Consider the following 21,740-nt stretch of genomic DNA (forward strand, 5'->3'; position numbering starts at 1 on the left):
CGCCGGCGGGGTGTGACGGTATCGGTGTCAGGCGGTGGCGAGGTCGGCGACCGGCCGTCCTGCCAGGGCGTTGGCCAACTGCGGGGTGAGCACGTCGAGCGCATACATGAGCGCCTGGGGGCCGCTGTAGGTCAGCGCACCGCTCAGGTTCGACTCGAACGTGGTGTACAGGGTGCGACCGTCGCGGACCACGCCCAGCCGGGAGAACGCCGGCGACGCCATCATCTGCTCGCGCGTGGCCCCGTTGACGAACAGCACGTCACGGTCGAGCAGGTCGAGCCTCTCCTCGCTGACGTCACCGTGGACATCCTGGGTCGTGAACCCGAGCGCGGTGAACAGCGAACGCCGAGGGTCGTTCTCGGGGAGGAGATAGTGACCGCCGTTCTCCGGTCCGAAGTCCACGACCAGTGTCTTGCCCTCGAATTCCGGGTGGGCCGCCCGAGCATCCGCGATCTTTCCCTTGACCTCGGCGACGAGCTTCTCGGCCTGGTCCTTCTTGCCGAGCGCGGTACCTGTTGTCAGCAATTGGACGTCCCAGGGCGTCTCTTCGTCGGCGTAGTCGCCGGACTGGATCACCGTGGGCGCGATCGACGACAATCTGTCGTAGGTCTGACGGTCGATGGTCTCGTAGATCGCGAAGATCACGTCCGGCTTCTGCGCGGCGATCGCTTCGAAGTCGATGGTGTCGGCACCCCACGTGGTCACACCCTTGCCGTCCGTCGCGGCCTTGACCCAGGGATAGCCGTTGTACTCGGTGAAGAACTCCCGCGTGCTGACGGGAACCACACCGAACGGCAACACGAAGTCCTGATCGGTCCAGCCGACCGTCACCACCCGCTTCGGGTCCGCCGGCACCTTCGTCTCGCCGAATTTGTGGGCGATCGTCACCGTCTGCGCCTGCGGCGCCTCGGTCGACGCCGACCCACAACCCGCCAGCGCGGCAACGAGCAGCAACGCTGCCAGTACTGCCGCGGCCGCTCGCCCTCGTCTGCGCCTTCGATGTTGCTGCTCGATCACGCTGCTGTCCCCTTCGTTCGGTATGGTTCGCGCGAGCAGATTAGCTTAGGCTCGCATAACTTACTAGCGTCAGCAGGAAGCGCCCGACGACGATCTCCGCCGGCTCGACGATCGACCCCGTTGGTGGCCAACGATTTTGGATGTCGCACACCTACCGACGTAGGCCTTGCACAGCTTCAAACATAGGCTAGCCTTACCATAACAACTGGAGGTGGAATGCTGCGCACAATGCTCGGAGGCAAGATCCACAGAGCGACGGTCACCCAGGCCGATCTGCACTACGTGGGCTCGGTCACCATCGACGCGGATCTGATGTCCGCCGCGGGGATCGTCGACGGGGAGCAGGTGCACATCGTCGACGTCACCTCGGGCGCACGCCTGATCACCTACGCGATCACCGGGCGTGCCGGCTCGGGAGTGATCGGAATCAACGGTGCCGCAGCACATCTGATCTCGCCCGGAAACCTGGTGATCATCATGTCGTTCATCGGAGTGCAGCAGTCCGACCTGCCGCGTCATCGCTGCGCGGTCGTCCATGTCGACGCCGCCAATCGGATCGTCGGCCTGGGGGCGGATCCGTCGGAGCCTGTTCCCGGCGCCGTCGATCAGATGGCGGGAGCGTGATGACGACGTTCGACCCACCGGCCGCCGCCGACCAGGTGCTCGACTTCGTGGGCGTCGGTTTCGGGCCGTCCAACCTCGCGCTGGCGATCGCCCTTCACGAGCACAACGAGACCGCCACCGCGCCGCTCTCGGCCACGTTCGTCGAGGCGAAATCGGAGTTCGGTTGGCACACCGGCATGTTGATCCCCGGCGCGACGATGCAGATCTCGTTCCTCAAAGATCTCGCCACCCAGCGTAATCCGACCAGTGAGTTCACCTTCCTGAACTATCTGACCGACCGGGGCCGCCTGACCGAGTTCATCAACTACAAGACGTTCTTCCCCACACGTGTGGAGTTCCACGACTACCTGCGTTGGGCAGCCGAGAAAGTCGCTGCCCCGGTGCGCTACGGATCGCGGGTCACCGCAGTGCGCGATGCCGGCGACTTCTTCGAGATCGAGGTCACCGGGGCGCACGCCGGAGTGCTGCGGGCGCGCAACGTGGTGATCGCGGGAGGGCTACAACCGCAGCTGCCCCCAGATGTCACCCCGTCGGCACGAAAGATCCACAACCACAACTTCCTTCACGATCTCGAGCGCCTCCCGACCAGACGCCACAACCGGTTCGTCGTCGTCGGTGCTGGGCAGAGCGCAGCTGAGGTGTGCGCCTATCTGCACGATCTCGACTCGATCGAGGTGCACGGGGTCTTCGCCAAATACGGTTACAGCCCCGCCGACGACAGCCCGTTCGCCAATCGGGTGTTCGATCCCGACGCCGTCGACGACTTCTACAGCGCCAGCCCGCCGGTGCGGCGCCAGTTGCTCGACTACCACCGCAGCACCAACTACTCGGCGGTGGACATGCCGCTCATCGAGGACCTCTACGCACGCGAATACGCCGAGCGGGTCACCGGAGAGCGGCGGTTGTACCTGCGGGGGGCCTCGAGCGTGTGCGGCACCGACGAGCACGACGACGGCATCTCCGTCGACATCCGGCACCATCCGACCGGCGACATCACCCGAATCGATTGCGACGCAGTGATCTACGCGACCGGATTCACCCCTGCCGCGCTCGGCGCGATCCTGGGACCCCTGCACGCCGACCTGGTCTACCACGATGGACGCCCCGCGGTGTCACGTGACTACCGGCTGATCACCGAACCGTCCACCGCAGGTGGGCTCTACGTCCAGGGCAACACCGAACACACCCACGGTCTGACCTCGTCGCTGCTGTCGAACATCGCGATCCGCAGCGGGGAGATCCTGGCGTCGATCGACACGACCCGGACGTCGTCGCCCCCGCGCCGACACGTCGAGCTCAGCCGTCCCTAACGGTTGAGCTGCCAGATGCGGGTCGACAACGCCGTCGCGAAACCGCACCAGAGCGGATACGGAGCCAGCGCCGCTCCGGCCGCGGGCTGCACCGACGCGGCCCTGCGGGCCAGATCGGTGCTGCTGGCGGCGAGTGCCGCGGCCGCGACCGCCGCCGTGCCGAGCCGGCGCTGATTGAAGAAGATCCAACTCCACCCGGCGTTGAGGACGAGATTGGCCGCCAGCGCGCGGCTGTAGGACCGCGCCTCGGCATGCCTGCCCTGCTCGTGCAGGGCGTCGATCGTCGACGCCGACACCACCGCGATATCGGTGTAGAGGATCGGCCACACGATCGGGAACGCCTGTGCCGGAGGCTGAAACGACGGCTTCTTCAGCCGCGTGTACCAGGGCGACTGAGCGGGCCGGCTGGCCAGCCCACCGACCACGGCGGTGGCAAGTGCGGCACCGGCGGTCTTGGCGAGAGTCTTCGAGGGCATCTGTGTCAGTCCTTCCTGGCGGCGGCGTTCGTGCATCCGACGCTACCGAACAACAGCACCTCGACCGGTGACGATTCGGTAGCCGCCGTAGAGCACCGCGGCGGCCGCCGCATTGACGAAGTAGGCGATGTCGGCGCCGTGCCACGCGGTCGCGATCGGACCCTGGATCAGCGTGGTGTTCATGAACGGCACCGCGATCACATAGGCGAGTCCGAAGACGATCAGCGCAGCAACGGCGTCGCGGCGATCGGTGGGTTCCTGCGCCGGATCGACGGTGTCGCGCCCTGCCATGCGGATACGCCAGTCGATCACCAGCACGACGACGAACGCCGGAATCCAGTAGCTGACGAGCAGGAGGACGTCGGTGAAGCGTTGCGCGGTGTCGGCCGCGTGCAGCCACAGGATCAGCGCGAAAGCGAGGACCGTGACGATCACGGCGGAGACGGGCCTGCGCACCCGGACGCCGACGGTCTGCAGGGCCAGTGATCCGCTGTAGTCGTTCATCACCCCGGATCCGATGGACGCGATCGCGATCACCAGCAATGCGACGGCACCCAACACGCCTCCGCCCATCACCGAGCGCACACCCTCGGCGGTCTGCTCACCGACCAACTCCGCCGCCGCGATCCCGATGCCTTGCACGAACGCATACGCCAGCAGCAAACCCGAGGCCGTGAACGCGAACACCTTCGCGCGGGAGACGTCGGCGGGCAGATAGCGACTGAAATCGGCGGCGTAGGTCGCCCACGACACCGCCAAGCTGAACGCGATCGTCACTTCGAGCACGAACGCCGCGACCAGGTCCGGTCCGGCCGCGGTGGCCGGCGCCGCGATCTCGTGACCGCCGATCAGTTTGACGGTGAACACCACGAACGTCACGAAGAGCACCACCGTGAGGACCGCCTGTAGCCGATGGATCACCTCGTAGCCGAAGACACCGACGACGCCCTGCACGCCGAGCACGATCAGCACCCCGGCCCAGAACGGGATCCCGAGGAGCACCGACAGCGCCTCGCCCCCGAACAATCCGACCAGCGCGTCCCACGCGATCGACGAGATCCATTGCAGCGCCGCGGGAACGACGACTGTCCCACCGAAAGCCATGCGTGCGTTGGGCAGCTGCCCTGCACCGGTCCGCGGGCCCCAGGTGGACAGGTAACCGACGACCAGGGACCCGAGCAGCGTGCCGATCACCATCGCGAGCAGCCCCAGCCAGAAACCGAGGCCGAGTGCGATCGCCAACGTGCCCGTGAAGACGCCCGTCATGTTCACCTGCGGCGCGAACCACACGGTGAAGAGCCGGCCGGGGCCGCCGTAGCGCTGGTCTGTCGGAATGGGCGCGATGCCGTGCGTCTCCACCGACAGATCGCCCGCGCCGGACGGCCGATGGCCGGTGAAGACCGGCCCGGTCAGCGCGGCGGATCGGACCTGCGACGAGCCTCGTTGAGCCATGGCCACATTCGACCACGCAGAGCTCACCCGCGGCGGCCCGGGTTGCCGACGCCGCCGGATGGGAGTCCATAATCGAGCACAAACCGAGATGTCCTAACGATCGGAGTGGGCGTGGCACACAGGCAGCCCCGCCTGCTGGTGATCGGACTGAGTGTCGTCGTCCTGACCGTCGCCGTGCTGCAGACCGCGGTGGTGCCGGTGCTGGGAGTGATCGCCGATCAGCTGGGCGCGTCGGTGGTCGCGGCCAGCTGGGTCGTGACAGCCAATCTGCTCGCGGCGGCAGCGGCCACCCCGCTGATCGGACGTCTCGCCGACCTGTACCGCAAAAAACACGTACTGGTGGCGGTCCTCGCCGTGGTGCTCGTGGGGTCGGTGCTGGCGGCGACGACCACGTCATTGCCGCTGCTCGTGCTGGCCCGCGTCCTACAGGCGGCGTCGTTCGCGCTGTACCCGGTCAGCATCGCGATCCTGCGCGAAGAGCTGCCCGAGGACCGCATCGGGTCAGCGATGGCGGTGCTGTCGGGCACGCTGGGGTTCGGCGGCGGCGCAGGCCTGGTCGTGGTGGGGCTGTTGATGACCGGAGACGCCGGGTATCACCGGGTGTTCTGGCTGACGACCGGATTCACGGTGCTGGTCCTCGCCATCGTGCTCACCGTGGTGCCCAACAGGGAACGCGCCACCGCGGGCACGATCGACTGGATCGGCGCGCTCGGTCTGGGTGTGGGCCTGTCAGCGGTACTGCTGTCCATCACGCAGGGACATTCGTGGGGATGGGGATCGCCGCGGACCGTGGCCTGCGTGGTCGGCGGCCTGGTCGTGCTCGTCGGGTGGTGGCAGTGGGAGCGGCGGGTGAGCCAGCCGCTGGTCTCGACCCGCATGCTGGCCCGACGCTCGATGCTGTTGACCAATGTGGCCACCGCGTTCGTCGGCATGGGCCTGTACTTCGCATTCCTGGGCCTGACGCAGTTCGTCCAGATGCCGGGCGGTCCGGATGGCTACGGCTTCGGTGCGACCGTGTTGCAGGCCAGCGTCGTCTATCTCCTCCCCGGCGCCGTCACCGGATTCGTCGTCGCCCTGGTCAGCGGCCGGTTCATCGACCGTTTCGGCGCGCGACCGGTCCTGGTCGCCGCGGCCGTCGCCGGCATCGTGGGGTTCGTGCTGGCCGCCTTCGTCCATTCCACGTCCTGGCAGGTCATCATCGCCAGCGTGCTGGCCAACGGCTACATCAGCCTGGGCTACGGTGCGCTGCCGGCGCTCGTCGTCGCCGACTGCGATGCCGGTGAAACAGGAGTCGCGACGGGGATGAACGCGATCGCGCGCACCGTGGGCAGCTCGACCGCCGCCGCGGTGGTGGCGAAGCTGCTGGGCCGCACCGACGCGGCCGGCGTACCGCTGGAGAGCAGCTTCGTCGCGATCTTCTCAGCGGGCGCGGGGACCGCGCTGCTGGCGATGGTCCTGATCGCCCTGTCCCGGCCCCGAGCAGAGCCACCTGCGCCGGACTCTCGGTACGAGACGCGGGCGATGAACCACGAGTGGGGCTGACGGGTCTACATCTAGCCGAGTTCGGCGAGGTTGCACACCGAACGTCGTACATCGCCTTTGATAACGCGGGCGACGACGTTTCCGACGGGTGTGTTCAACAGTCCACCTGACAGGTTGGCCACCACGCGGAACGACGAGCCCTCATCGTGCGATGCGACCTGCAGACTGAGCGCGATACTGACGCCGCCACGGCCGTTTCCCATGAGCTCGATCTCTTTGGGTTCGTCGTATCGCGTCACCCGCCAGTGGATGATGTTGCGGAATCCCTTGACCTTGATCAACGAGGAGACCTGCGTGTCGACGTCGATCACGTCGGGGACGGGGCTTTTCCACCCACCGAAGATGGTGAGCCACTCGTCGAAGCGGCTCAGGTCTGACGCCAGGCCCCACGCCCGCTCAGGGCTGAGGTCCGAGGTCACGGATACGTCGACTGCGGCCATGGCCTCTCACTACCCCGCCGGATCGGAGGGGTAAACGGTGACGTCGGCTGCAGTCAGGCGGCAGACTCATACAGATAACGAAAATTCACCGGCCGAGAGCCCCCCCCCCCCCCGGTCAGGTGCTGATGCCCCACGCCGCCGACGGCCGAATCTCGCGGATTCTCGCAACCAATGACAGGTTTGGCGAAGGATTCCATTGTTGAAATGTAAAATCGTTGCGGAAACGGTTGCGGACGACGGTGGGATCCGCGAAGGTTTACTACGGCCACGAAGGCCGCTGTTCGAGGAGGATCCCCGCTGACCGGCACACACACCACCGCTGCAGACCAGACGTCCGGGTCTGCGGGACGCGAGGCGGCCCGCGCCAAGGGCGGACCCGTCATCGAGATCGACCACGTCACGAAACGCTTCGGCGACTACGTCGCGGTCTCCGACGCCGACTTCACGATCGCCCAGGGCGAGTTCTTCTCCATGCTCGGCCCGTCCGGGTGCGGTAAGACGACGACGCTGAGGATGATCGCCGGGTTCGAGACCCCGACCGCAGGCGCCATCCGCCTGGAAGGTCGCGACGTGTCGAAGACGCCGCCGAACAAGCGCAACGTCAACACCGTCTTCCAGCACTACGCGCTGTTCCCCCACATGACGGTGTGGGACAACGTGGCGTATGGACCGCGCAGTGCGAAGAAGGACAAGCAGGAAGTCCGCAAGCGCGTCGACGAATTGCTCGAGATCGTGCGGCTGACCGACTTCGCCGAGCGCAAGCCTTCTCAACTCTCCGGCGGACAGCAGCAGCGCGTCGCACTCGCGCGGGCGCTGGTGAACTACCCCAGTGCGCTGCTGCTCGACGAGCCGCTCGGCGCCCTGGACCTCAAGCTACGCCACGCCATGCAGTTCGAGCTCAAGCGCATTCAGCGCGAAGTCGGCATCACGTTCATCTACGTCACGCACGATCAGGAAGAGGCGTTGACGATGAGTGACCGCATCGCGGTCATGAACGCCGGCAACGTCGATCAGATCGGTTCTCCGACCGAGATCTACGACCGGCCCTCGACGGTTTTCGTGGCGAGCTTCATCGGCCAGGCCAACCTCTGGGCGGGACGGCAGACGGGCCGCGTGAACCGCGACTACGTCGAGATCGACGTGCTCGGCTCGACGCTCAAGGCCCGCCCGGGCGACACGACCATCGAATCGGGCGGTAACGCCACGCTGATGGTGCGCCCCGAGCGCGTCCGGGTGTCGATGGACGCCCCGGCCGGCGAGGTGGCCTCGGTGCGCGCCACGGTGACCGATCTGACGTTCCAGGGTCCCGTGGTGCGACTGTCGCTGGCCGCGCCCGACGAGTCCACGGTGATCGCCCACGTCGGGCCCGAGCAGGATCTGCCGATGCTGCGCCCCGGTGACGAGGTGTACGTCGGGTGGGCCCCCGACGCCTCGCTGGTGTTGCCCGGCGACGACATCCCCACGACCGAGGATCTCGAGGAGATGCTCGACGACTCGTGATCGTGCCCACGGGCCGACGCCCCCGATTCGACCCCCTCCCCATCTCTGGACCCGACGAAAGGTACGCCTCGCCATGTCCCCCGAGTTCGATCCCCGCATGCTCGCCCGTCTGACCGCCAGCCGCACGTCGCGCCGCCGTTTCCTCGGTGGCAGTGCCGCGGCCGCTGCGGCCCTGGGCCTGGGCTCGTCCGTGTTGGCCGCCTGCGGCGGCTCCGACAGCAACACCGCGAGTTCGAGCAGCCAGGACAGCGGTCCGGCGAGCGGCACGCTGCGCATCTCGAACTGGCCGCTGTACATGGCCGACGGGTTCGTCGCGGCGTTCCAGACCGCGTCGGGCATCACGGTGGACTACAAGGAAGACTTCAACGACAACGAACAGTGGTTCGCCAAGGTCAAGGAGCCGCTGTCGCGCAAGCAGGACATCGGCTGCGACCTGGCGGTGCCGACCTCGTTCATGGCGACGCGACTGCACCAGCTGGGCTGGCTCAACGACATCAGCGACGAGGGTGTGCCGAACAAGAAGAACATTCGCCCCGACCTACTGGAGGCCAGTGTCGATCCGGGCCGCAAGTTCACCGCGCCCTACATGTCGGGGCTCGTCGGGCTGGCCTACAACCGCGCAGCCACGGGCCGCGACATCACGTCCATCAACGACCTGTGGGATCCGGCGTTCAAGGGTCGGGTCAGCCTGTTCTCCGATTCGCAGGACGCGCTGGGCATGATCATGCTCTCTCAGGGCAATTCACCGGAGAACCCCAGCACCGAGAGCGTGACCAAGGCCATCGATCTGGTGCGCGAGCAGAACGACAAGGGTCAGATCCGCCGGTTCACCGGAAACGACTACGCCGACGATCTCGCCGCAGGCAACATCGCTGTGGCGCAGGCATATTCGGGTGACGTGGTGCAGCTGCAGGCCGACAACCCCGACCTGCAGTTCGTGGTTCCCGAGTCCGGCGCGACCACGTTCGTCGACACGATGGTGATCCCCTACACCACCCAGAACCAGAAGGCCGCCGAGGCGTGGATCAACTACGTCTACGACCGGGCGAACTACGCCAAGCTGGTCGCCTTCGTCCAATACGTCCCGGTGCTGTCAGACATGACCGAGGAGCTCGAGAAGGTCGATCCCGCGGCGGCGAAGAACCCGCTGATCAACCCGTCGAAGGAGACGCTGGCCAAATCGAAGGGCTGGGCTCCGCTGACCGACGAGCAGACGCAGGAGTACAACACCGCCTACGCCGCCGTCACCGGCGGCTGAGCCGATGGCCGGTGTAGCCAGCAGCAGCAGGCAGCGGAGCAAGATCGCTCCGTATCTCATGGTGTTGCCCGCGCTCGTGTACCTCGCGGTGTTCTTCGTGGTGCCGTTCTTCTCCCTCGCGCGCACCTCACTGTCGACGACCGGCGGCTCGGTGTTCATGCCGACACTCGAGTTCGCCTGGAACTTCGGCAATTTCACCGACGCGTTCGTGCTCTACAAGGACCAGATCCTCCGGTCCTTCGGATACTCGTTCGCAGCGACGATCCTGTGCCTGCTGCTGGCGTTCCCGCTGGCCTACGTCATCGCGTTCAAAGCAGGTCGCTACAAGAACCTGATCCTGGGCCTGGTGATCCTGCCGTTCTTCGTGACCTTCCTGATCCGCACGATCGCATGGAAGACGATCCTCGCCGACGAAGGATGGGTGGTCAGCGCGCTGGGTGCGGTGGGTCTGCTGCCCAGCGAGGGACGACTGCTCTCGACGAGCTGGGCGGTGATCGGCGGCCTGACCTACAACTGGATCATCTTCATGATCCTGCCGCTCTACGTCAGCCTGGAGAAGATAGACCCGCGGTTGCTCGAAGCGTCCAAGGACCTGTACTCCTCGGCGGGGCGCAGCTTCGGCAAAGTCATCCTGCCGCTGTCCATGCCAGGCGTGCTGGCGGGCAGCATGCTCGTCTTCATCCCCGCGGTCGGCGACTTCATCAATGCCGACTATCTGGGTAGCACGCAGACCACGATGATCGGCAACGTGATCCAGAAGCAGTTCCTGGTGGTCAAGGACTACCCCGCGGCCGCAGCTCTGAGCCTTGGCCTGATGCTTCTGATCCTGGTGGGCGTCCTGCTGTACACCCGTGCACTGGGGACGGAGGACCTGGTATGACGACCCAGGCCGGCGCCGCGATCGCCACCGCGGCACAGCAACCGCCCACCGCCAAAAAGGTGAGGGCACGGCGTAATTGGGGCGATCTGCTGTTGCGGATCGTCGCCGGACTGGTGCTGCTCTACCTGTTCCTGCCGATTTTCGTGATCATCTTGTTCTCGTTCAACAAGCCCGCCGGCAAGTTCAACTACAGCTGGCAGGGCTTCACACTGAACAACTGGGCGCACCCGTTCAAGTATCCGCCGCTGACCGAGGCACTCAAGCTCAGCCTCAACGTGGCCGCGGTGTCGACGGCGGTCGCGCTGGTCCTCGGCACGCTGGTCGCGATCGCGCTGGTACGGCAGCGCTGGCGGGGCCAGGGCGCGGTCGACACGTTCCTGGTTCTCCCGCTGACCGCCCCCGAGGTCGTCATGGGTGCCGCGCTGCTGACGCTGTTCCTCGACCTGGGCTGGGCCGCCGGCTACACCACGATCCTGCTGTCGCACATCGCTTTCGAGGTCAGTTTCATCGCGATGACCGTGCGGGCGCGGGTGCGCGGATTCGACTGGACCCTCGAGGACGCCTCGCTGGATCTCGGTGCCAGCCCCGCGCGCACGTTCTTCAAGGTCACCCTGCCGCTCATCGTGCCCGGCATCATCGCTGCGGCGATGCTGTCGTTCGCGCTGTCGCTCGACGACTTCATCATCACCTACTTCGTCAGCGGCTCGACGGTGACGTATCCGCTGTACGTCAACGCCGCGGTCAAGGCTGCCGTCCCCCCGCAGATCAACGTGCTCGCCACCGCGATCCTGCTGATCAGCCTGATCCTGCTCGCGATCGGCACCCTGTACCGGCGCAAGCGTTTCGAGACCTGAGCTCAGCTCGCGTCGAGCCGCACCCGCACCGTCACGCGGCCACGGTCGTCGCGCTGCGCGACCGCGTGACCGGTGCGATCGACGCCGTCGAAATCGGTGAGTGTCAAGGCGCCGCCGCCGCCGGTGAAGTTCCGCCACCAGGTCTTCTGATCGGGTGCCATCACCCGGATGACGACCTCGCTACCCGAACGCTGATAATTGACCGGGGTTTCGAACGTCTGCTGCGAACGCCGTCCCGTGTAGCGGATGACCACCATGCTGCGCCTCACGAGCGGACCGATGACCGGGGCGTGGATCAGTCGAGCTGCGCCGGCGTTGACGAGGCCCACCACGGGTGAGCCGAAAATTCCTCTGCCCATGGCTGACACGGTAATCGCTCAGCCGACCTCGAGGGGTACGGGTTGTGAGCGGGCACCGTAACGGGCCGCGCCGGCGCCGGCCGCGACCACGAACGCGATGCCGAACACGCTCAGCGGTCCCGGCACCTGATGGAGGATGACCAGCCCCACCACCATCGCCAACGCCGGCTCCACACTCATCAGGGTGCCGAACGCGGCCGTGGTGAGACGGCGCAGCGCCAACAGTTCGAGGGCGAAGGGCACGACCGGGAGCAGGATGGCCAGTCCGAGACCCAGCAGCAGGATGTGGGAATCGATGCGGGGAATCACCGTCGGGCCGACGACCGCGGTGGCGAACAGGGCAGCAACCGGCATCGACACCGCCAGCCCCGCGATCCCGGCGACCTCGTCGCCCACCTTCTGCGTGAGCAGGATGTAGGCGGCCCAACACACTGCGGAGCCGAGTGCGTAGGCGACGCCGACCTGGTCGACGGTGCCGCTCCAGGGCTCGGTCAGCAGGACGACGCCGACCGCCGCGATGCCCGGCCACAGCAGGCGTCCGCGGCCGTGTCCGCGGGCCACGGCGACCGAGAGCGGGCCGAGGAATTCCAGCGCACTGGCCGTCCCGAGCGGAATGCGGTCGACAGCAGCCATGTAGAGCAGAGTGATGCCGGCGGTGAACATGCCGAGGACGACGCACATGACGAAGGACCGGCGGGTGAACGCCGTCCACCGCGGACGCACCAGGACGAGCAGCAGGACGCCGGCCCACATCAGCCGTAGCCAGGCGACTCCCTCGACGCCGATGTCGTCGATCAACGTCACGGCGAACGCCAGACCGAGCTGCACGCACGCCATTGCGCCGACCGCCATCATGGCGCCCGAGCGAGCCAGATCCGATGTCATGTCTGCATTGAACGGGACGCCGACCGTTGCGGTCCACGTGATATTCACGGACATACCGTTCGACTTCTCCGGACGGTTTCACGAGTTGTCCCCAGAGCCGATGTCATCCACAGGCTGCGCACGGGGTCGGCTGTTTCGCGTTGAGATGTCGGGGGTCGTCGGCAGATTGGGGGCATGTCCCCGGTCAGTTCCCTCGCCATCGATGAGCGGTTGTCGGTGCTGCATGAGGAGTTGGCGGAGCTGACGGGCCAGCGGAATGCGATCGACGCGCGGATCGTGGAGATCGCTGCGGAGATCGACCGCGACGAGTTGTGGGCGGCCGCCGGAGCCCGGTCGACGGCGGGGTGGTTGGCGTGGAAGGCCGGGGTGTCGCCGTCGCGGGCGCAGACGATCGCCGCGATCGCGCACCGCTACGACGAATTTCCGTCCTGCATCGCAGGACTGAAGCAAGGCCGGTTCTCGGTGGATCAGGTCGGGGTGATCGCCGAGCATGGCCTGCCCGGCTCGGATTCGCATTTCGCGACGATGGCCCGGTGCGCCACCGTGAGCCAGCTGCGGACCGCGCTGAAGATGCAACCCAAACCGGAGCGCGAGCCGGAACCCGAGCCCGAGCTGGCGGACGAGGACGAGCCGGCGCCTGTGACAGATCCGGGGCCGGTGCCCTCGATCACGTCGCACAGCGATGAGCAGTTCACGTACTGGCAGATCGCGCTCCCTCACGTCGAGAACGCGGCGTTCGAAGCCGCGCTGGCGTCGCATCGCGATGCGCTGGTGGCCGAGTGGAGCACCGGCGATCCGGACGGACGGGGGCCGATCCCCAGCACCGCAGCGGCATTTCTCCGGCTGGTGCATGCCGGGTGGGACGCCGAGGCAGCGGCGCGCCCGCACGGGCAGCGCACCACCGTCGTCGTCCACGTCGACATCCAAACCCGCCTGGCAGCATTACATTTGGGACCTGTTCTGCCCGAGCATGATCGCCGCTACCTGACCTGTGATGCCACCTGCGAGGTGTGGTTTTCCCGCGACGGGCAGGTGATCGGGGCCGGCCGGTCGACCCGCACGGTGAATCGGCGGTTGAGCCGGGCGCTCGAGCATCGCGACCGGGCGTGTGTGGTGCCCGGCTGCGGGTCCACCCGGGCGCTGCACGCCCACCACCTGGTGCACTGGGAAGACGGCGGCCCCACCGAACTGTGGAACCTGGCGCTGGTCTGCCCGTATCACCATCGGGCCCACCACCGCGGCCTGATCACGATCACCGGCCCCGCCGACCAGCTCGTCGTCACCGACGCCGCCGGCAACGACCTGACCTCCGCCTCGTTGGCCCGACCACCCACCCGTCCGCCGCCCGATGTCGCACCATGCCCCGGCCCGACCGGGGAACGCGCGAACTGGTGGTGGTATCAACCCTACGAACCCCGCCCACCTACTGAGTGAAGCGCGTTGTTGTCGGTACCCCTCCCTAGAGTGCCGAGAGGGGGCAGACAACGCCAGACAATTGAGGAGACACGATGATCGCGCTCGACACCGCAGCGCTCGACCCGTATCTGGGCGAGGACGGCGGGCCCGTGGTGATGCTGAATCTGCTTCGCTTCCGACCCGATGGCGGCAGGGACACCTACCTCGAGTACATCGCCGCGTTCGAAAGCACCGGCGTGCAAGCGAAGTACGGCGTCGATGTGCTCTACGTCGGCAGCGGTGGCGTCGCGCTGTCAGCAGAACCAGGGCAGGACTGGGACATGGTGGCACTCGTGCGCTATCCAAGCCGGCAGCACTTCGTCGACATGATCAACGACCCCGAGTATCAGCGTTTCGAACACCTGCGCGCCGAGGCGCTCGTCGAAGCGGTACTCCAGGCGACCACGCCGGCAGCCGCGTAGCCGGCTAATCTAACGACGGGCGTTGCGCTGCAACGACTCCGGCGACCGCCGTAGATCCTCGTCGCGCAACTCCAGGCCCGTCGCGGCACTGCGTAGCGGCGCTTGCAGCAGTCCGAGCAGGCCGAGCCGCTGCAGCCATGGCACGGCGCACAGCTTGACGTTGCGGCGCAGGAGCTGACCGGACGTACGGACCAGAACCGTCCCGTCGGTGCGCAGTGCCAGATCCTGATTCCTCGTCACGTAGTCACGCATACGGATCTCGTAGGCAGCGAAGCCACCCCGCGGGCTCTCCTGTGCACACAGCTCACTGGCCAGCACGTAGGCGCCGGCGATCGCGATGCTGGTGCCCTGTCCGGACAGGAACGCCGGCGCGTAGGCCGCGTCGCCGACCAACGCGACGCGCCCCGAACTCCAGCGCGGCATGCGCACCTGACTGACCGTGTCGACGTAGAGGTCGTCGGAGTCGCCCATCGTGTCGATGACTTCGGGTGTGCGCCAACGATCCTCGGCAAACGCTTCACGGAATGCTTCCGTCACCGCGGCGCGATCTCGCCGGTCCACAGTTCCCGGCGTCGGATGCACGAACGTGGCGAACGCCCGGCCCGGCGTCCCGTCGGCCAGTCGCTCGACCAGCACCGTGCGCCCCGGATGCGAGTAGAAGTAGCCACTCCCCGGCGCGAACGCATCACGCGGCAGATCCCAGACAGCGACGTAGGGCCCGAGGTGACGCAGAAAATGCTCCTCGGGGCCGAACGTGAGCGCGCGAACGTTCGAATGGATTCCGTCCGCGCCGATGACCACGTCGACGATCTCCGCGGGTCGGCGCTCGAACGACACCTCCACCCCGGCATCGAGTTCCCTTATGGCGGTGATCGATTCGGAGAACACGTATTCCACGCGGTTCTCGGTCGCGCGATGGAGCACGGCGCTGAGCGCCCCCCGCGACAGTTCGACGTCCCCCTCCCCCGAGGAGCCGAGCAGATTCCCGTAGTCCAGCGTGCACAAGCGGCGTCCGCTCGGACTCAGCAGGGACACCGGGACATGCCGGTAGCGACTCTCGGCCAGTTGCTCGTGCAGGCCCATACGGGTCACCACCTCGACAGCGGCGCCACGGACATCGACCGGATAACCGCTGGTGCGCAGCCGGTCAGCTCGTTCGATGACCGTGACCTGCCAGCCCGCTTCGGCAAGCCAGAAGGCCAGGACGGGGCCGGCGATGCTGGCACCGGAAATCACAGCTCTGCGTGTCATGGATGCCCCACAAATCTCGGAGAAATAAGCTACTTGACTGTTGCTTATCCGCGACTGTAGTGGCGTGCGTTAAGCTACGCAAGTGTCCTCTAAAGGTGTCTCCGCTCATCGACGCCGCGGGGCTGAACTGGACTCCGCCATCCTCGACGCAGGCTGGGAGCAACTCCTCGACGCCGGCTATGCGGGCTTCACGATCGACGCGGTGGCTGCCCGGTCGGCATCGGCACGCTCGGTGCTCTACCGCCGCTGGCCGACGCGGCTCGCGCTTCTCGAAGCCGTGATCCGGCGCCGCGGCGAGATCGACGTCATCGATGTCCCCGACACCGGCACGCTGCGCGGCGACGTGCTGGCGGTCCTCACCGACTTCAACGCCCGCCGGGCGGGCACGATGGGATTGTTCGCCGCACTGCTGGGCGCCTACTACGACGAGGCAGGCGGGTCACCGGCGAAACTACGTGCCCTGTTCGTGCCCGACGGGCCCAGCATCATGAGCCAGATCGCCGAACGTGCCGTCGCACGGGGCGAATTGGCGACGCTTCCGCCGCCACGCGTGCTCAACCTACCGGCCGATCTGCTGCGCCACGAGCTGTTCATGACCATGGCTGCCGTACCGCAGGACACCATCACCGAGATCGTCGACGACGTGTTCCTGCCGCTGGTGAAACCGAGCTGACTCAGCTGGTGGCTTGCGCCGGCTCGTACGAACAGATCGCGTCCACCTTGTCGGCCGAGGCGCTCTGCGGGTCGAACTCGTAGCCCAGCCAGTCCTTGGCGAGCCGGCGGGCGAGTTCCAGACCGATCACCCGCTGGCCGAAACACAGCACCTGGGCGTTGTTCGAGAGCACCGAGCGCTCCACCGAGAAGCTGTCGTGCGCAGTGACGGCGCGGATGCCCGGCACCTTGTTGGCGCTGATCGCGACCCCGAGGCCGGTTCCGCAGACCAGTAGCGCGCGATCGGCCTTTCCCTCAGCGATCATGCGCGCCGCAGCGACCGCGACGTGAGGGTAGGCGGTGTTCTCGTCCGCACCCACCCCGACATCGGTGACGTCGGCCACCCGCTCGTCGGCCTGTAGATCTTTCTTGAGTGCTTCCTTGTAGTCGAAGCCGGCGTCATCAGAGCCGACGACGATGCGGAGCCCTGCCATCGCGGGTCACTCCCCTTTCGCTGTTGTGCGAGTCGAATTCAGCGTGTCGGCGACAGTACGCAGGCACATGGCCAGTGACGTCGCACCCGCGTCGGGAGTACCGACGCTGCGCTCTGCCAACGGACGGGCCCGACCCACCTTGGGTCGCATGTCGGCCGTAGCCTGCGCCGCCTCTGTCGCGACAGCGGCGGCTTCCTGCCACGCCGCTTGCCACGGCGTCCCGTCTGAAACCCGTCGCTCGAAGTCGTCGACGAACGGGAGGAGGGCGTCGAGCATCGTCTTGTCGCCGGGTGCTGCGCCACCGAGAGAGACCAACGCGTCGTAACCGTCGCGCATTCCGCCGGAGACCGCGTCTCCGTCGGGCCGACCGGTGTCTCCCAGACGAGCACCGAGGGCGGACAGCAGCGCACCCCACAGCACCCCGGACGTGCCGCCGGCCTTGGCCGCCCACTCCTTGCCCGCCTCTGCGAGCACCGATCCCTGACCAGCGCCCGCGTCGACCGCCCGCTGCGCTGCCGAACAGGCCGCAGACGAGCCCTTCACCATGCCCCTGCCGTGGTCGCCGTCCCCGGCGACCGCGTCGATGCGCCCGAGTTCGTCCTCCGCATCGGCGAGCACACCGGCCATCGCGGTCAGCGCCCGCAGGACCACCTCCGCGCCACGGCGTCCGTCGTCGTCGGCGAGCTCGTTCAGCGCAGGCGCCGCCGAACCGGCCTCGAGTTCCTGCGCACTGCGGCGTTCCCCGGTGGTCGCTGAGTCGGCCGGCGCACCCTTGCGGTAAGCCGGGGAATCAGCCGGAGCGGTCCAGTAGCGTTCCAGATCCTCGTCGAGCCACATCACGGTCAGCGAACAGCCCGCCATGTCGAGGCTGGTGACGAGTTCGCCGACCTCGGGTTCGACGATCTCGAAGCCGCGTTCTTTCAGCAGGCGGGCCACCGTGCCCCAGACCACGAACAGCTCTTCGTATTTGGTGCGGCCCAAGCCGTTGAGGATCACCGCGATCCGCTTCGATGTCGCGTCGGGACGATCGGCCAGCACGCCATCGACGAGTGTTTCAGCGAGCGCCTCGGCGGTCGGCATCGGTTCGTCGGCGACCCCCGGTTCGCCGTGGATGCCCAAGCCGACGCCCATCTTGCCCTCGGGCACCGTGAACAGCGGGTGGTCGGCGCCGGGCATCGTGCAGCCGTCGAACGCCACACCGAGCGTGCGGGTCGCCGCGTTCGACGCCTCGGCGACCCGGACCACGCCGGCGAGATCGAGTCCCTCTTCGGCGGCCGCGCTGGCACACTTGAACACCGTGAAATCGCCTGCGATGCCGCGTCTTTTCGCCTCCTCGCCCTTCGGCGCGCTGGCGATGTCGTCGGTCACGGCGAAATACTCGGCGTCGATGCCCTCGGCCCGCAGCTGCGTCACGGCGAGGCCGAAGTTCATCACGTCTCCGGCATAGTTGCCGGTGGTCAGCAGCACGCCGGCATCACCGTGCGCGGCCCGCGCCACCGATGCGGCCTCCTCCGCCGACGGCGAGGTGAAGATGTTGCCGACGACGGCGCCGTCGGCGAATCCGACGCCGACGGTTCCGCAGAACGCCGGGTAGTGACCCGATCCTCCGCCGATGACGACCGCGACCTTGCCCGGGCGGGTCCGGTGGGCGCGCACCACACCACCCGGCACTCCGGCGACGTAACGGGCGTTGGCGTCGAGGAATCCGATCAGCATGTCCTCGGTGAATCGGGCAGGGTCGTTGTAGAGCTTCGTCATCGCAGTCGCTCTCCGGTCTCGGCATCGAACAGGTAGACCCGTTCGGCCGGCGCGGTCACCGAGACCTGTTGCTCGGGTTCATGGCTCTGTTCGGCCGGGGTCTGCACCACGATACCGTCCTCGATACCCGCCACCGTCGTGGTCGCCAGGCCGAACTCCAGCAGGTGCTCGAAGTAGGCGACGGTGGCCGCGAGCCCCTCGTCTCCCCGATCGGAGAGCGCGCAGTCCTGCGGACGGACGCCGACCGTGACCGCGGTGCCATCAGCGACAGTGGTGGCCGATGTCGCCAGAGACCCCACGCCGGAACCGATCTCGACGTGAACACGGCCGTCACGCACCCGCGCCACACCGGGCAGCACATTGATCGCGGGCTCTCCGACGAAGCCGGCAACGAACAGGTTGGCCGGATCGTCGAACACCTCGTCGGGCGTGCCGAACTGCTGGACAACGCCACCGTCCATCACAGCGAGCCGATCCGCCAGTGACAGCGCCTCCACCTGGTCGTGGGTGACGACGATCGTCGTGTAGCCGAATTCGCGCTGCAGCACCTTGAGTTCGCGGCGCACCCGGTTGCGGGCGGACGCGTCGAGGTGGCTCAACGGCTCGTCCAGAAGCAGCACCGGAGGATTGCGCACCAGGGCACGGGCCAACGCGACGCGCTGCTTCTGTCCACTGGACAGGCTGGCCGGCCGCAGTGACAGCAGATCGTTCATCTCGAGCCGATCGCTGATCGACTCGACCATCTTCTCGGCGCCCTTGACCTTGCGCGCCTTCAGCCCGTACAGCAGGTTGTCGCGCACCGACAGCGGCGGATACAGCGCGTAGCTCTCGAAGCCGACGCCGATCCCGCGCTTGGCGGCCGGCAGCTGGGAGATCTCGCGCTCGCCGATCTTGATCGAACCGCTGGTGACCGTCTCGAGTCCGGCGATCATCCGCAACGTCGTGGTCTTCCCGCAGCCCGACGGGCCGAGCAAGGCCACCAACTCCCCCGGCCGGATGTCGAGGTCGATGCCCTTGACCGCGGTCACCGCATCGCGGCCCCGCGACGAGTAGGTCTTGACCAGGTCGCGCAGGGTCAGGCTCTGCGCGCTCTGCCGAGCGGTGTCATTGGTCGCGACGCTCACTGCACTGCCTCCAGGGTCTGATCACTGAACCGGCTGGTGTCCCCGTCGCCCGGGGCGAACACATGCACGTCGGACTCGGCGATGCGCATCGTGACCTCGTCCCCCTCCCCGACACCGTGACGTCCGGAGGTGAGCGCGATCAGCTGCGCCCCGCCCACGTCGACGGTCAGCTCGATGTTGCGGCCGAGCCGTTCGGCCAGCATAACGCGGCCGCGCAGCGACCCCTCCCGGCTGGTCACGTGAATATCGCTGGGGCGCAGGCCGACTCGCACCCGGGTGCCGCGTTCGCAGCGCACGTCGGCAGGCACCGGCACGTCGAGGGAACCGTCACCCAACCGGATGCGACCGTCGTCGACGACACCGTCGAGCAGGTTGATCTCGGGCTGACCCAGGGCCCGCGCGACGAATGTGTCAGCGGGCCGGCGCCAGATCTCCTCGGGCGTCCCGATCTGCATGAGCCGGCCTTCGCGCATCACCGCGATCCGGTCACCCAGCGCAAGCGCCTCCTGGTAGTCGTGCGTGACGTAGATCGTCGTGGTGTTCGACATCGCGCCGAGCTGCTTGAGCTCAGCGCGCATGGACGCGCGCAGCTTGGCGTCGAGATGGCTCAGCGGCTCGTCGAGCAAGTACACGTCGGCCGGGCGGACCAGCACACGGCCCAGCGCCACACGTTGCCGCTGACCGTTCGACAGTTCCCGGGGGAGCCGGTTCTTCAGGTGGTCGATGCCCAACGTCGTGGTGACCTGATCGATCCGCTTGGCGCGCTCGGACTCCGAATACTTGCCCGTGCGGCCCGATTTCAGCGGCGACGCCAGATTCTCGGCGACGGTCTTCTGCGGATACAGCGCATAGCTCTCGAACGCCATCGCGACGTTGCGGTGATACGGCTCCACCGCGGTCATGTCGACCCCGCCGATGGACACCGACCCCGAGTCGACGTCGACCAAGCCGGCGATCGACTTCAACGTGGTCGTCTTGCCGGCGCCACTGGGGCCCAGGATCACGAAGAACTCGCCGTCGGCGATGTCGAGAGAGATGCCGTCTACTGCGCGGACATCCTTGCCGTAGGTCTTGCAGATATCGGTGACCTTGACTGTGGCCATCAGGCTTTCACCGCCCCGAATGACAGGCCCCGCACCAGGTACCGCTGAATGGTCAGCGCGAGGACGAGTGGTGGCAGCGCGGCGATCAACGCCGCGGCGGCCGTGAGGTTGTAGTACGCCTGGCCGCCGCCGCCGAGGAACTTGGTGATGGCGACGGTCACCGTACCGGCGTTGCTGTCAGCCAGGATCAGCGGGAACACGTAGTTGTTCCAGGCGAAGATGAACGCCAGCAGCGCCGCGGCGGCGATACCGGGCCGCACGATCGGCAGCGCCACCATCACGAACGCTCGCCGGCGGGTGTAGCCGTCGAGAAGCGCGGCCTGCTCGAGATCCTCGGGCAGATCCTGGAAATAGGACCGCAGAATCCAGACCACCAGCGGCATGGTGACCAGCTGCAGCACCCAGATCATCCCGACCTTGGTGTCGAAGAGGCCGATCTGGTTGTAGATCACGAACAGCGGCACGATCACCATCAGTTCGGGAGCGAACCGGAACGACAACATCTGGAACATCAGGTCGTTACTGCCGCGGTACTGCCAGCGTCCGGCGGCGTAGGCGGCCGGGATACCGATGACCAGTGACACGATCACCGCACCGCCACAGTTGAGCAGGCTGGTCAGCAGGGAGGCCTTGAAGTCGACGCTCGTCATCTGGGTGCCCTTGTCGGACACCACCGTGGCGAAATTCGACCACGTCGGGCTGAACGAGAAATACGTCGTGGTCTGCTGTTCGGCGTTCTTCAGTGCCAGCATCAGCATCCAGAAGATCGGGAACAGCGAGAAGACGAACCAGATGATCAGACCGACGTCGGCGGCGACGGCGCCGATGGACCAGCGCCGCTGACCGGGTTGCAATTCGGCTCGGGAGAGGTTGAGGGCCATGATC

Annotated in this window: 22 protein-coding genes; 10 read left to right on the forward strand and 12 right to left on the reverse strand. The window is 67.0% G+C overall.

The features are described 5' to 3' along the window. Positions 1-27: 27 nt before the first annotated feature. Positions 28-1,017, reverse strand: coding sequence for an iron-siderophore ABC transporter substrate-binding protein (locus ACZ50N_RS14635; protein ID WP_236694102.1), 990 nt, complete (start codon positions 1,015-1,017; stop codon positions 28-30). Positions 1,018-1,233: 216 nt separating this feature from the next. Between ACZ50N_RS14635 and panD the strand changes: the two genes are divergently transcribed. Both panD and ACZ50N_RS14645 read left to right on the forward strand, forming a co-directional pair. Then, positions 1,234-1,641, forward strand: a complete 408-nt coding sequence (gene panD, locus ACZ50N_RS14640; protein ID WP_046361315.1) for an aspartate 1-decarboxylase — start codon at positions 1,234-1,236, stop codon at positions 1,639-1,641. Continuing rightward, the gene (locus tag ACZ50N_RS14645) at positions 1,641-2,951 is read left to right on the forward strand and encodes a lysine N(6)-hydroxylase/L-ornithine N(5)-oxygenase family protein (protein ID WP_046361316.1); all 1,311 of its coding nucleotides are present in this window, start codon (positions 1,641-1,643) and stop codon (positions 2,949-2,951) included. The genes panD and ACZ50N_RS14645 overlap by 1 nt, the downstream gene beginning before the upstream one ends. Here the strand turns inward: ACZ50N_RS14645 and ACZ50N_RS14650 are convergent. After that, the gene (locus ACZ50N_RS14650) at positions 2,948-3,427 is read right to left on the reverse strand and encodes a TspO/MBR family protein (protein ID WP_046361339.1); all 480 of its coding nucleotides are present in this window, start codon (positions 3,425-3,427) and stop codon (positions 2,948-2,950) included. The genes ACZ50N_RS14645 and ACZ50N_RS14650 overlap by 4 nt on opposite strands. 42 nt (positions 3,428-3,469) lie before the next feature. Beyond that, positions 3,470-4,879 (reverse strand): purine-cytosine permease family protein, encoded by a 1,410-nt coding sequence (locus tag ACZ50N_RS14655; RefSeq protein ID WP_046361317.1) that lies wholly within the window; start codon positions 4,877-4,879, stop codon positions 3,470-3,472. Between the two features lie 111 nt (positions 4,880-4,990). Between ACZ50N_RS14655 and ACZ50N_RS14660 the strand changes: the two genes are divergently transcribed. Next, positions 4,991-6,421, forward strand: coding sequence for an MFS transporter (locus ACZ50N_RS14660; protein WP_464473155.1), 1,431 nt, complete (start codon positions 4,991-4,993; stop codon positions 6,419-6,421). 11 nt (positions 6,422-6,432) lie between these two features. Here ACZ50N_RS14660 and ACZ50N_RS14665 read toward each other — a convergent pair whose 3' ends face one another. Beyond that, positions 6,433-6,861 carry a type II toxin-antitoxin system Rv0910 family toxin gene (locus ACZ50N_RS14665; protein ID WP_046361319.1) on the reverse strand — a complete coding sequence of 143 codons (429 nt, stop codon included), beginning with the start codon at positions 6,859-6,861 and terminating at the stop codon, positions 6,433-6,435. A 471-nt stretch (positions 6,862-7,332) separates the two neighbouring features. Between ACZ50N_RS14665 and ACZ50N_RS14670 the strand changes: the two genes are divergently transcribed. The 4 genes from ACZ50N_RS14670 (at position 7,333) to ACZ50N_RS14685 (ending at position 11,353) form a co-directional block, all read left to right on the forward strand. Beyond that, positions 7,333-8,361: an ABC transporter ATP-binding protein gene (locus ACZ50N_RS14670; protein ID WP_236728332.1), complete on the forward strand. Its 1,029-nt coding sequence runs from the start codon at positions 7,333-7,335 to the stop codon at positions 8,359-8,361. 73 nt (positions 8,362-8,434) lie between these two features. Beyond that, entirely contained in the window at positions 8,435-9,619 is a 1,185-nt protein-coding gene (locus ACZ50N_RS14675; RefSeq protein WP_073684058.1) for a polyamine ABC transporter substrate-binding protein, read from the forward strand. 4 nt (positions 9,620-9,623) lie between these two features. After that, positions 9,624-10,499: an ABC transporter permease gene (locus ACZ50N_RS14680; RefSeq protein ID WP_464473156.1), complete on the forward strand. Its 876-nt coding sequence runs from the start codon at positions 9,624-9,626 to the stop codon at positions 10,497-10,499. After that, positions 10,496-11,353 carry an ABC transporter permease gene (locus ACZ50N_RS14685; RefSeq protein ID WP_048422715.1) on the forward strand — a complete coding sequence of 286 codons (858 nt, stop codon included), beginning with the start codon at positions 10,496-10,498 and terminating at the stop codon, positions 11,351-11,353. Before ACZ50N_RS14680 ends, ACZ50N_RS14685 begins: the two co-directional genes overlap by 4 nt. Before the next feature lie 2 nt (positions 11,354-11,355). Here the strand turns inward: ACZ50N_RS14685 and ACZ50N_RS14690 are convergent, their stop codons facing one another. Next, a complete protein-coding gene (locus ACZ50N_RS14690; protein WP_464473157.1) occupies positions 11,356-11,712 on the reverse strand; it encodes a hypothetical protein in 357 nt (118 codons plus the stop codon). A gap of 18 nt (positions 11,713-11,730) precedes the next feature. Beyond that, positions 11,731-12,597 carry an EamA family transporter gene (locus ACZ50N_RS14695; protein ID WP_464473158.1) on the reverse strand — a complete coding sequence of 289 codons (867 nt, stop codon included), beginning with the start codon at positions 12,595-12,597 and terminating at the stop codon, positions 11,731-11,733. A 174-nt stretch (positions 12,598-12,771) separates the two neighbouring features. On the opposite strand from ACZ50N_RS14695, the gene ACZ50N_RS14700 reads away from it, so the two are divergent. Together ACZ50N_RS14700 and ACZ50N_RS14705 are read left to right on the forward strand one after the other, a co-directional pair. Beyond that, positions 12,772-14,031 carry an HNH endonuclease signature motif containing protein gene (locus tag ACZ50N_RS14700; RefSeq protein ID WP_464473159.1) on the forward strand — a complete coding sequence of 420 codons (1,260 nt, stop codon included), beginning with the start codon at positions 12,772-12,774 and terminating at the stop codon, positions 14,029-14,031. Between the two features lie 74 nt (positions 14,032-14,105). Beyond that, complete coding sequence (locus tag ACZ50N_RS14705; protein ID WP_464473160.1) at positions 14,106-14,474, forward strand: DUF1330 domain-containing protein; 369 nt, start codon at positions 14,106-14,108, stop codon at positions 14,472-14,474. A gap of 9 nt (positions 14,475-14,483) precedes the next feature. Here ACZ50N_RS14705 and ACZ50N_RS14710 read toward each other — a convergent pair whose 3' ends face one another. After that, the gene (locus ACZ50N_RS14710) at positions 14,484-15,725 is read right to left on the reverse strand and encodes an FAD-dependent monooxygenase (RefSeq protein WP_464473161.1); all 1,242 of its coding nucleotides are present in this window, start codon (positions 15,723-15,725) and stop codon (positions 14,484-14,486) included. A gap of 82 nt (positions 15,726-15,807) precedes the next feature. Between ACZ50N_RS14710 and ACZ50N_RS14715 the strand changes: the two genes are divergently transcribed. Further along, on the forward strand, positions 15,808-16,398 hold the full coding sequence (locus ACZ50N_RS14715; RefSeq protein ID WP_464473162.1) for a TetR-like C-terminal domain-containing protein: 591 nt from the start codon (positions 15,808-15,810) through the stop codon (positions 16,396-16,398). A gap of 1 nt (position 16,399) precedes the next feature. Here the strand turns inward: ACZ50N_RS14715 and ACZ50N_RS14720 are convergent, their stop codons facing one another. From ACZ50N_RS14720 to ACZ50N_RS14740, 5 genes are read right to left on the reverse strand one after another with little or no spacing between them, the layout of a single operon-like run. Beyond that, complete coding sequence (locus ACZ50N_RS14720; protein ID WP_046365630.1) at positions 16,400-16,870, reverse strand: ribose-5-phosphate isomerase; 471 nt, start codon at positions 16,868-16,870, stop codon at positions 16,400-16,402. A 6-nt stretch (positions 16,871-16,876) separates the two neighbouring features. Further along, entirely contained in the window at positions 16,877-18,628 is a 1,752-nt protein-coding gene (gene derK, locus ACZ50N_RS14725) for a D-erythrulose 4-kinase (RefSeq protein ID WP_464473163.1), read from the reverse strand. After that, complete coding sequence (locus tag ACZ50N_RS14730; protein WP_133413798.1) at positions 18,625-19,752, reverse strand: ABC transporter ATP-binding protein; 1,128 nt, start codon at positions 19,750-19,752, stop codon at positions 18,625-18,627. The genes derK and ACZ50N_RS14730 overlap by 4 nt, the downstream gene beginning before the upstream one ends. After that, positions 19,749-20,855 carry an ABC transporter ATP-binding protein gene (locus ACZ50N_RS14735; RefSeq protein ID WP_046365627.1) on the reverse strand — a complete coding sequence of 369 codons (1,107 nt, stop codon included), beginning with the start codon at positions 20,853-20,855 and terminating at the stop codon, positions 19,749-19,751. The genes ACZ50N_RS14730 and ACZ50N_RS14735 overlap by 4 nt, the downstream gene beginning before the upstream one ends. Then, entirely contained in the window at positions 20,855-21,736 is an 882-nt protein-coding gene (locus ACZ50N_RS14740; RefSeq protein ID WP_046365626.1) for a carbohydrate ABC transporter permease, read from the reverse strand. Before ACZ50N_RS14740 ends, ACZ50N_RS14735 begins: the two co-directional genes overlap by 1 nt. Between the last annotated feature and the right edge of the window lie 4 nt (positions 21,737-21,740).

This window comes from Mycolicibacterium obuense (assembly GCF_055397605.1).

Excerpts from the sequence above, each read along its gene's own strand:
- panD (WP_046361315.1), top strand. The coding sequence starts at position 1,234 with ATGCTGCGCACAATGCTCGGAGGCAAGATCCACAGAGCGACGGTCACC.
- ACZ50N_RS14645 (WP_046361316.1), top strand. The coding sequence starts at position 1,641 with ATGACGACGTTCGACCCACCGGCCGCCGCCGACCAGGTGCTCGACTTC.
- ACZ50N_RS14650 (WP_046361339.1), bottom strand. The coding sequence starts at position 3,427 with ATGCCCTCGAAGACTCTCGCCAAGACCGCCGGTGCCGCACTTGCCACC.
- ACZ50N_RS14655 (WP_046361317.1), bottom strand. The coding sequence starts at position 4,879 with ATGGCTCAACGAGGCTCGTCGCAGGTCCGATCCGCCGCGCTGACCGGG.
- ACZ50N_RS14665 (WP_046361319.1), bottom strand. The coding sequence starts at position 6,861 with ATGGCCGCAGTCGACGTATCCGTGACCTCGGACCTCAGCCCTGAGCGG.
- ACZ50N_RS14670 (WP_236728332.1), top strand. The coding sequence starts at position 7,333 with ATGCTCGGCCCGTCCGGGTGCGGTAAGACGACGACGCTGAGGATGATC.
- ACZ50N_RS14675 (WP_073684058.1), top strand. The coding sequence starts at position 8,435 with ATGTCCCCCGAGTTCGATCCCCGCATGCTCGCCCGTCTGACCGCCAGC.
- ACZ50N_RS14680 (WP_464473156.1), top strand. The coding sequence starts at position 9,624 with ATGGCCGGTGTAGCCAGCAGCAGCAGGCAGCGGAGCAAGATCGCTCCG.
- ACZ50N_RS14685 (WP_048422715.1), top strand. The coding sequence starts at position 10,496 with ATGACGACCCAGGCCGGCGCCGCGATCGCCACCGCGGCACAGCAACCG.
- ACZ50N_RS14690 (WP_464473157.1), bottom strand. The coding sequence starts at position 11,712 with ATGGGCAGAGGAATTTTCGGCTCACCCGTGGTGGGCCTCGTCAACGCC.
- ACZ50N_RS14695 (WP_464473158.1), bottom strand. The coding sequence starts at position 12,597 with ATGACATCGGATCTGGCTCGCTCGGGCGCCATGATGGCGGTCGGCGCA.
- ACZ50N_RS14700 (WP_464473159.1), top strand. The coding sequence starts at position 12,772 with ATGTCCCCGGTCAGTTCCCTCGCCATCGATGAGCGGTTGTCGGTGCTG.
- ACZ50N_RS14705 (WP_464473160.1), top strand. The coding sequence starts at position 14,106 with ATGATCGCGCTCGACACCGCAGCGCTCGACCCGTATCTGGGCGAGGAC.
- ACZ50N_RS14710 (WP_464473161.1), bottom strand. The coding sequence starts at position 15,725 with ATGACACGCAGAGCTGTGATTTCCGGTGCCAGCATCGCCGGCCCCGTC.
- ACZ50N_RS14720 (WP_046365630.1), bottom strand. The coding sequence starts at position 16,870 with ATGGCAGGGCTCCGCATCGTCGTCGGCTCTGATGACGCCGGCTTCGAC.
- derK (WP_464473163.1), bottom strand. The coding sequence starts at position 18,628 with ATGACGAAGCTCTACAACGACCCTGCCCGATTCACCGAGGACATGCTG.
- ACZ50N_RS14735 (WP_046365627.1), bottom strand. The coding sequence starts at position 20,855 with ATGGCCACAGTCAAGGTCACCGATATCTGCAAGACCTACGGCAAGGAT.
- ACZ50N_RS14740 (WP_046365626.1), bottom strand. The coding sequence starts at position 21,736 with ATGGCCCTCAACCTCTCCCGAGCCGAATTGCAACCCGGTCAGCGGCGC.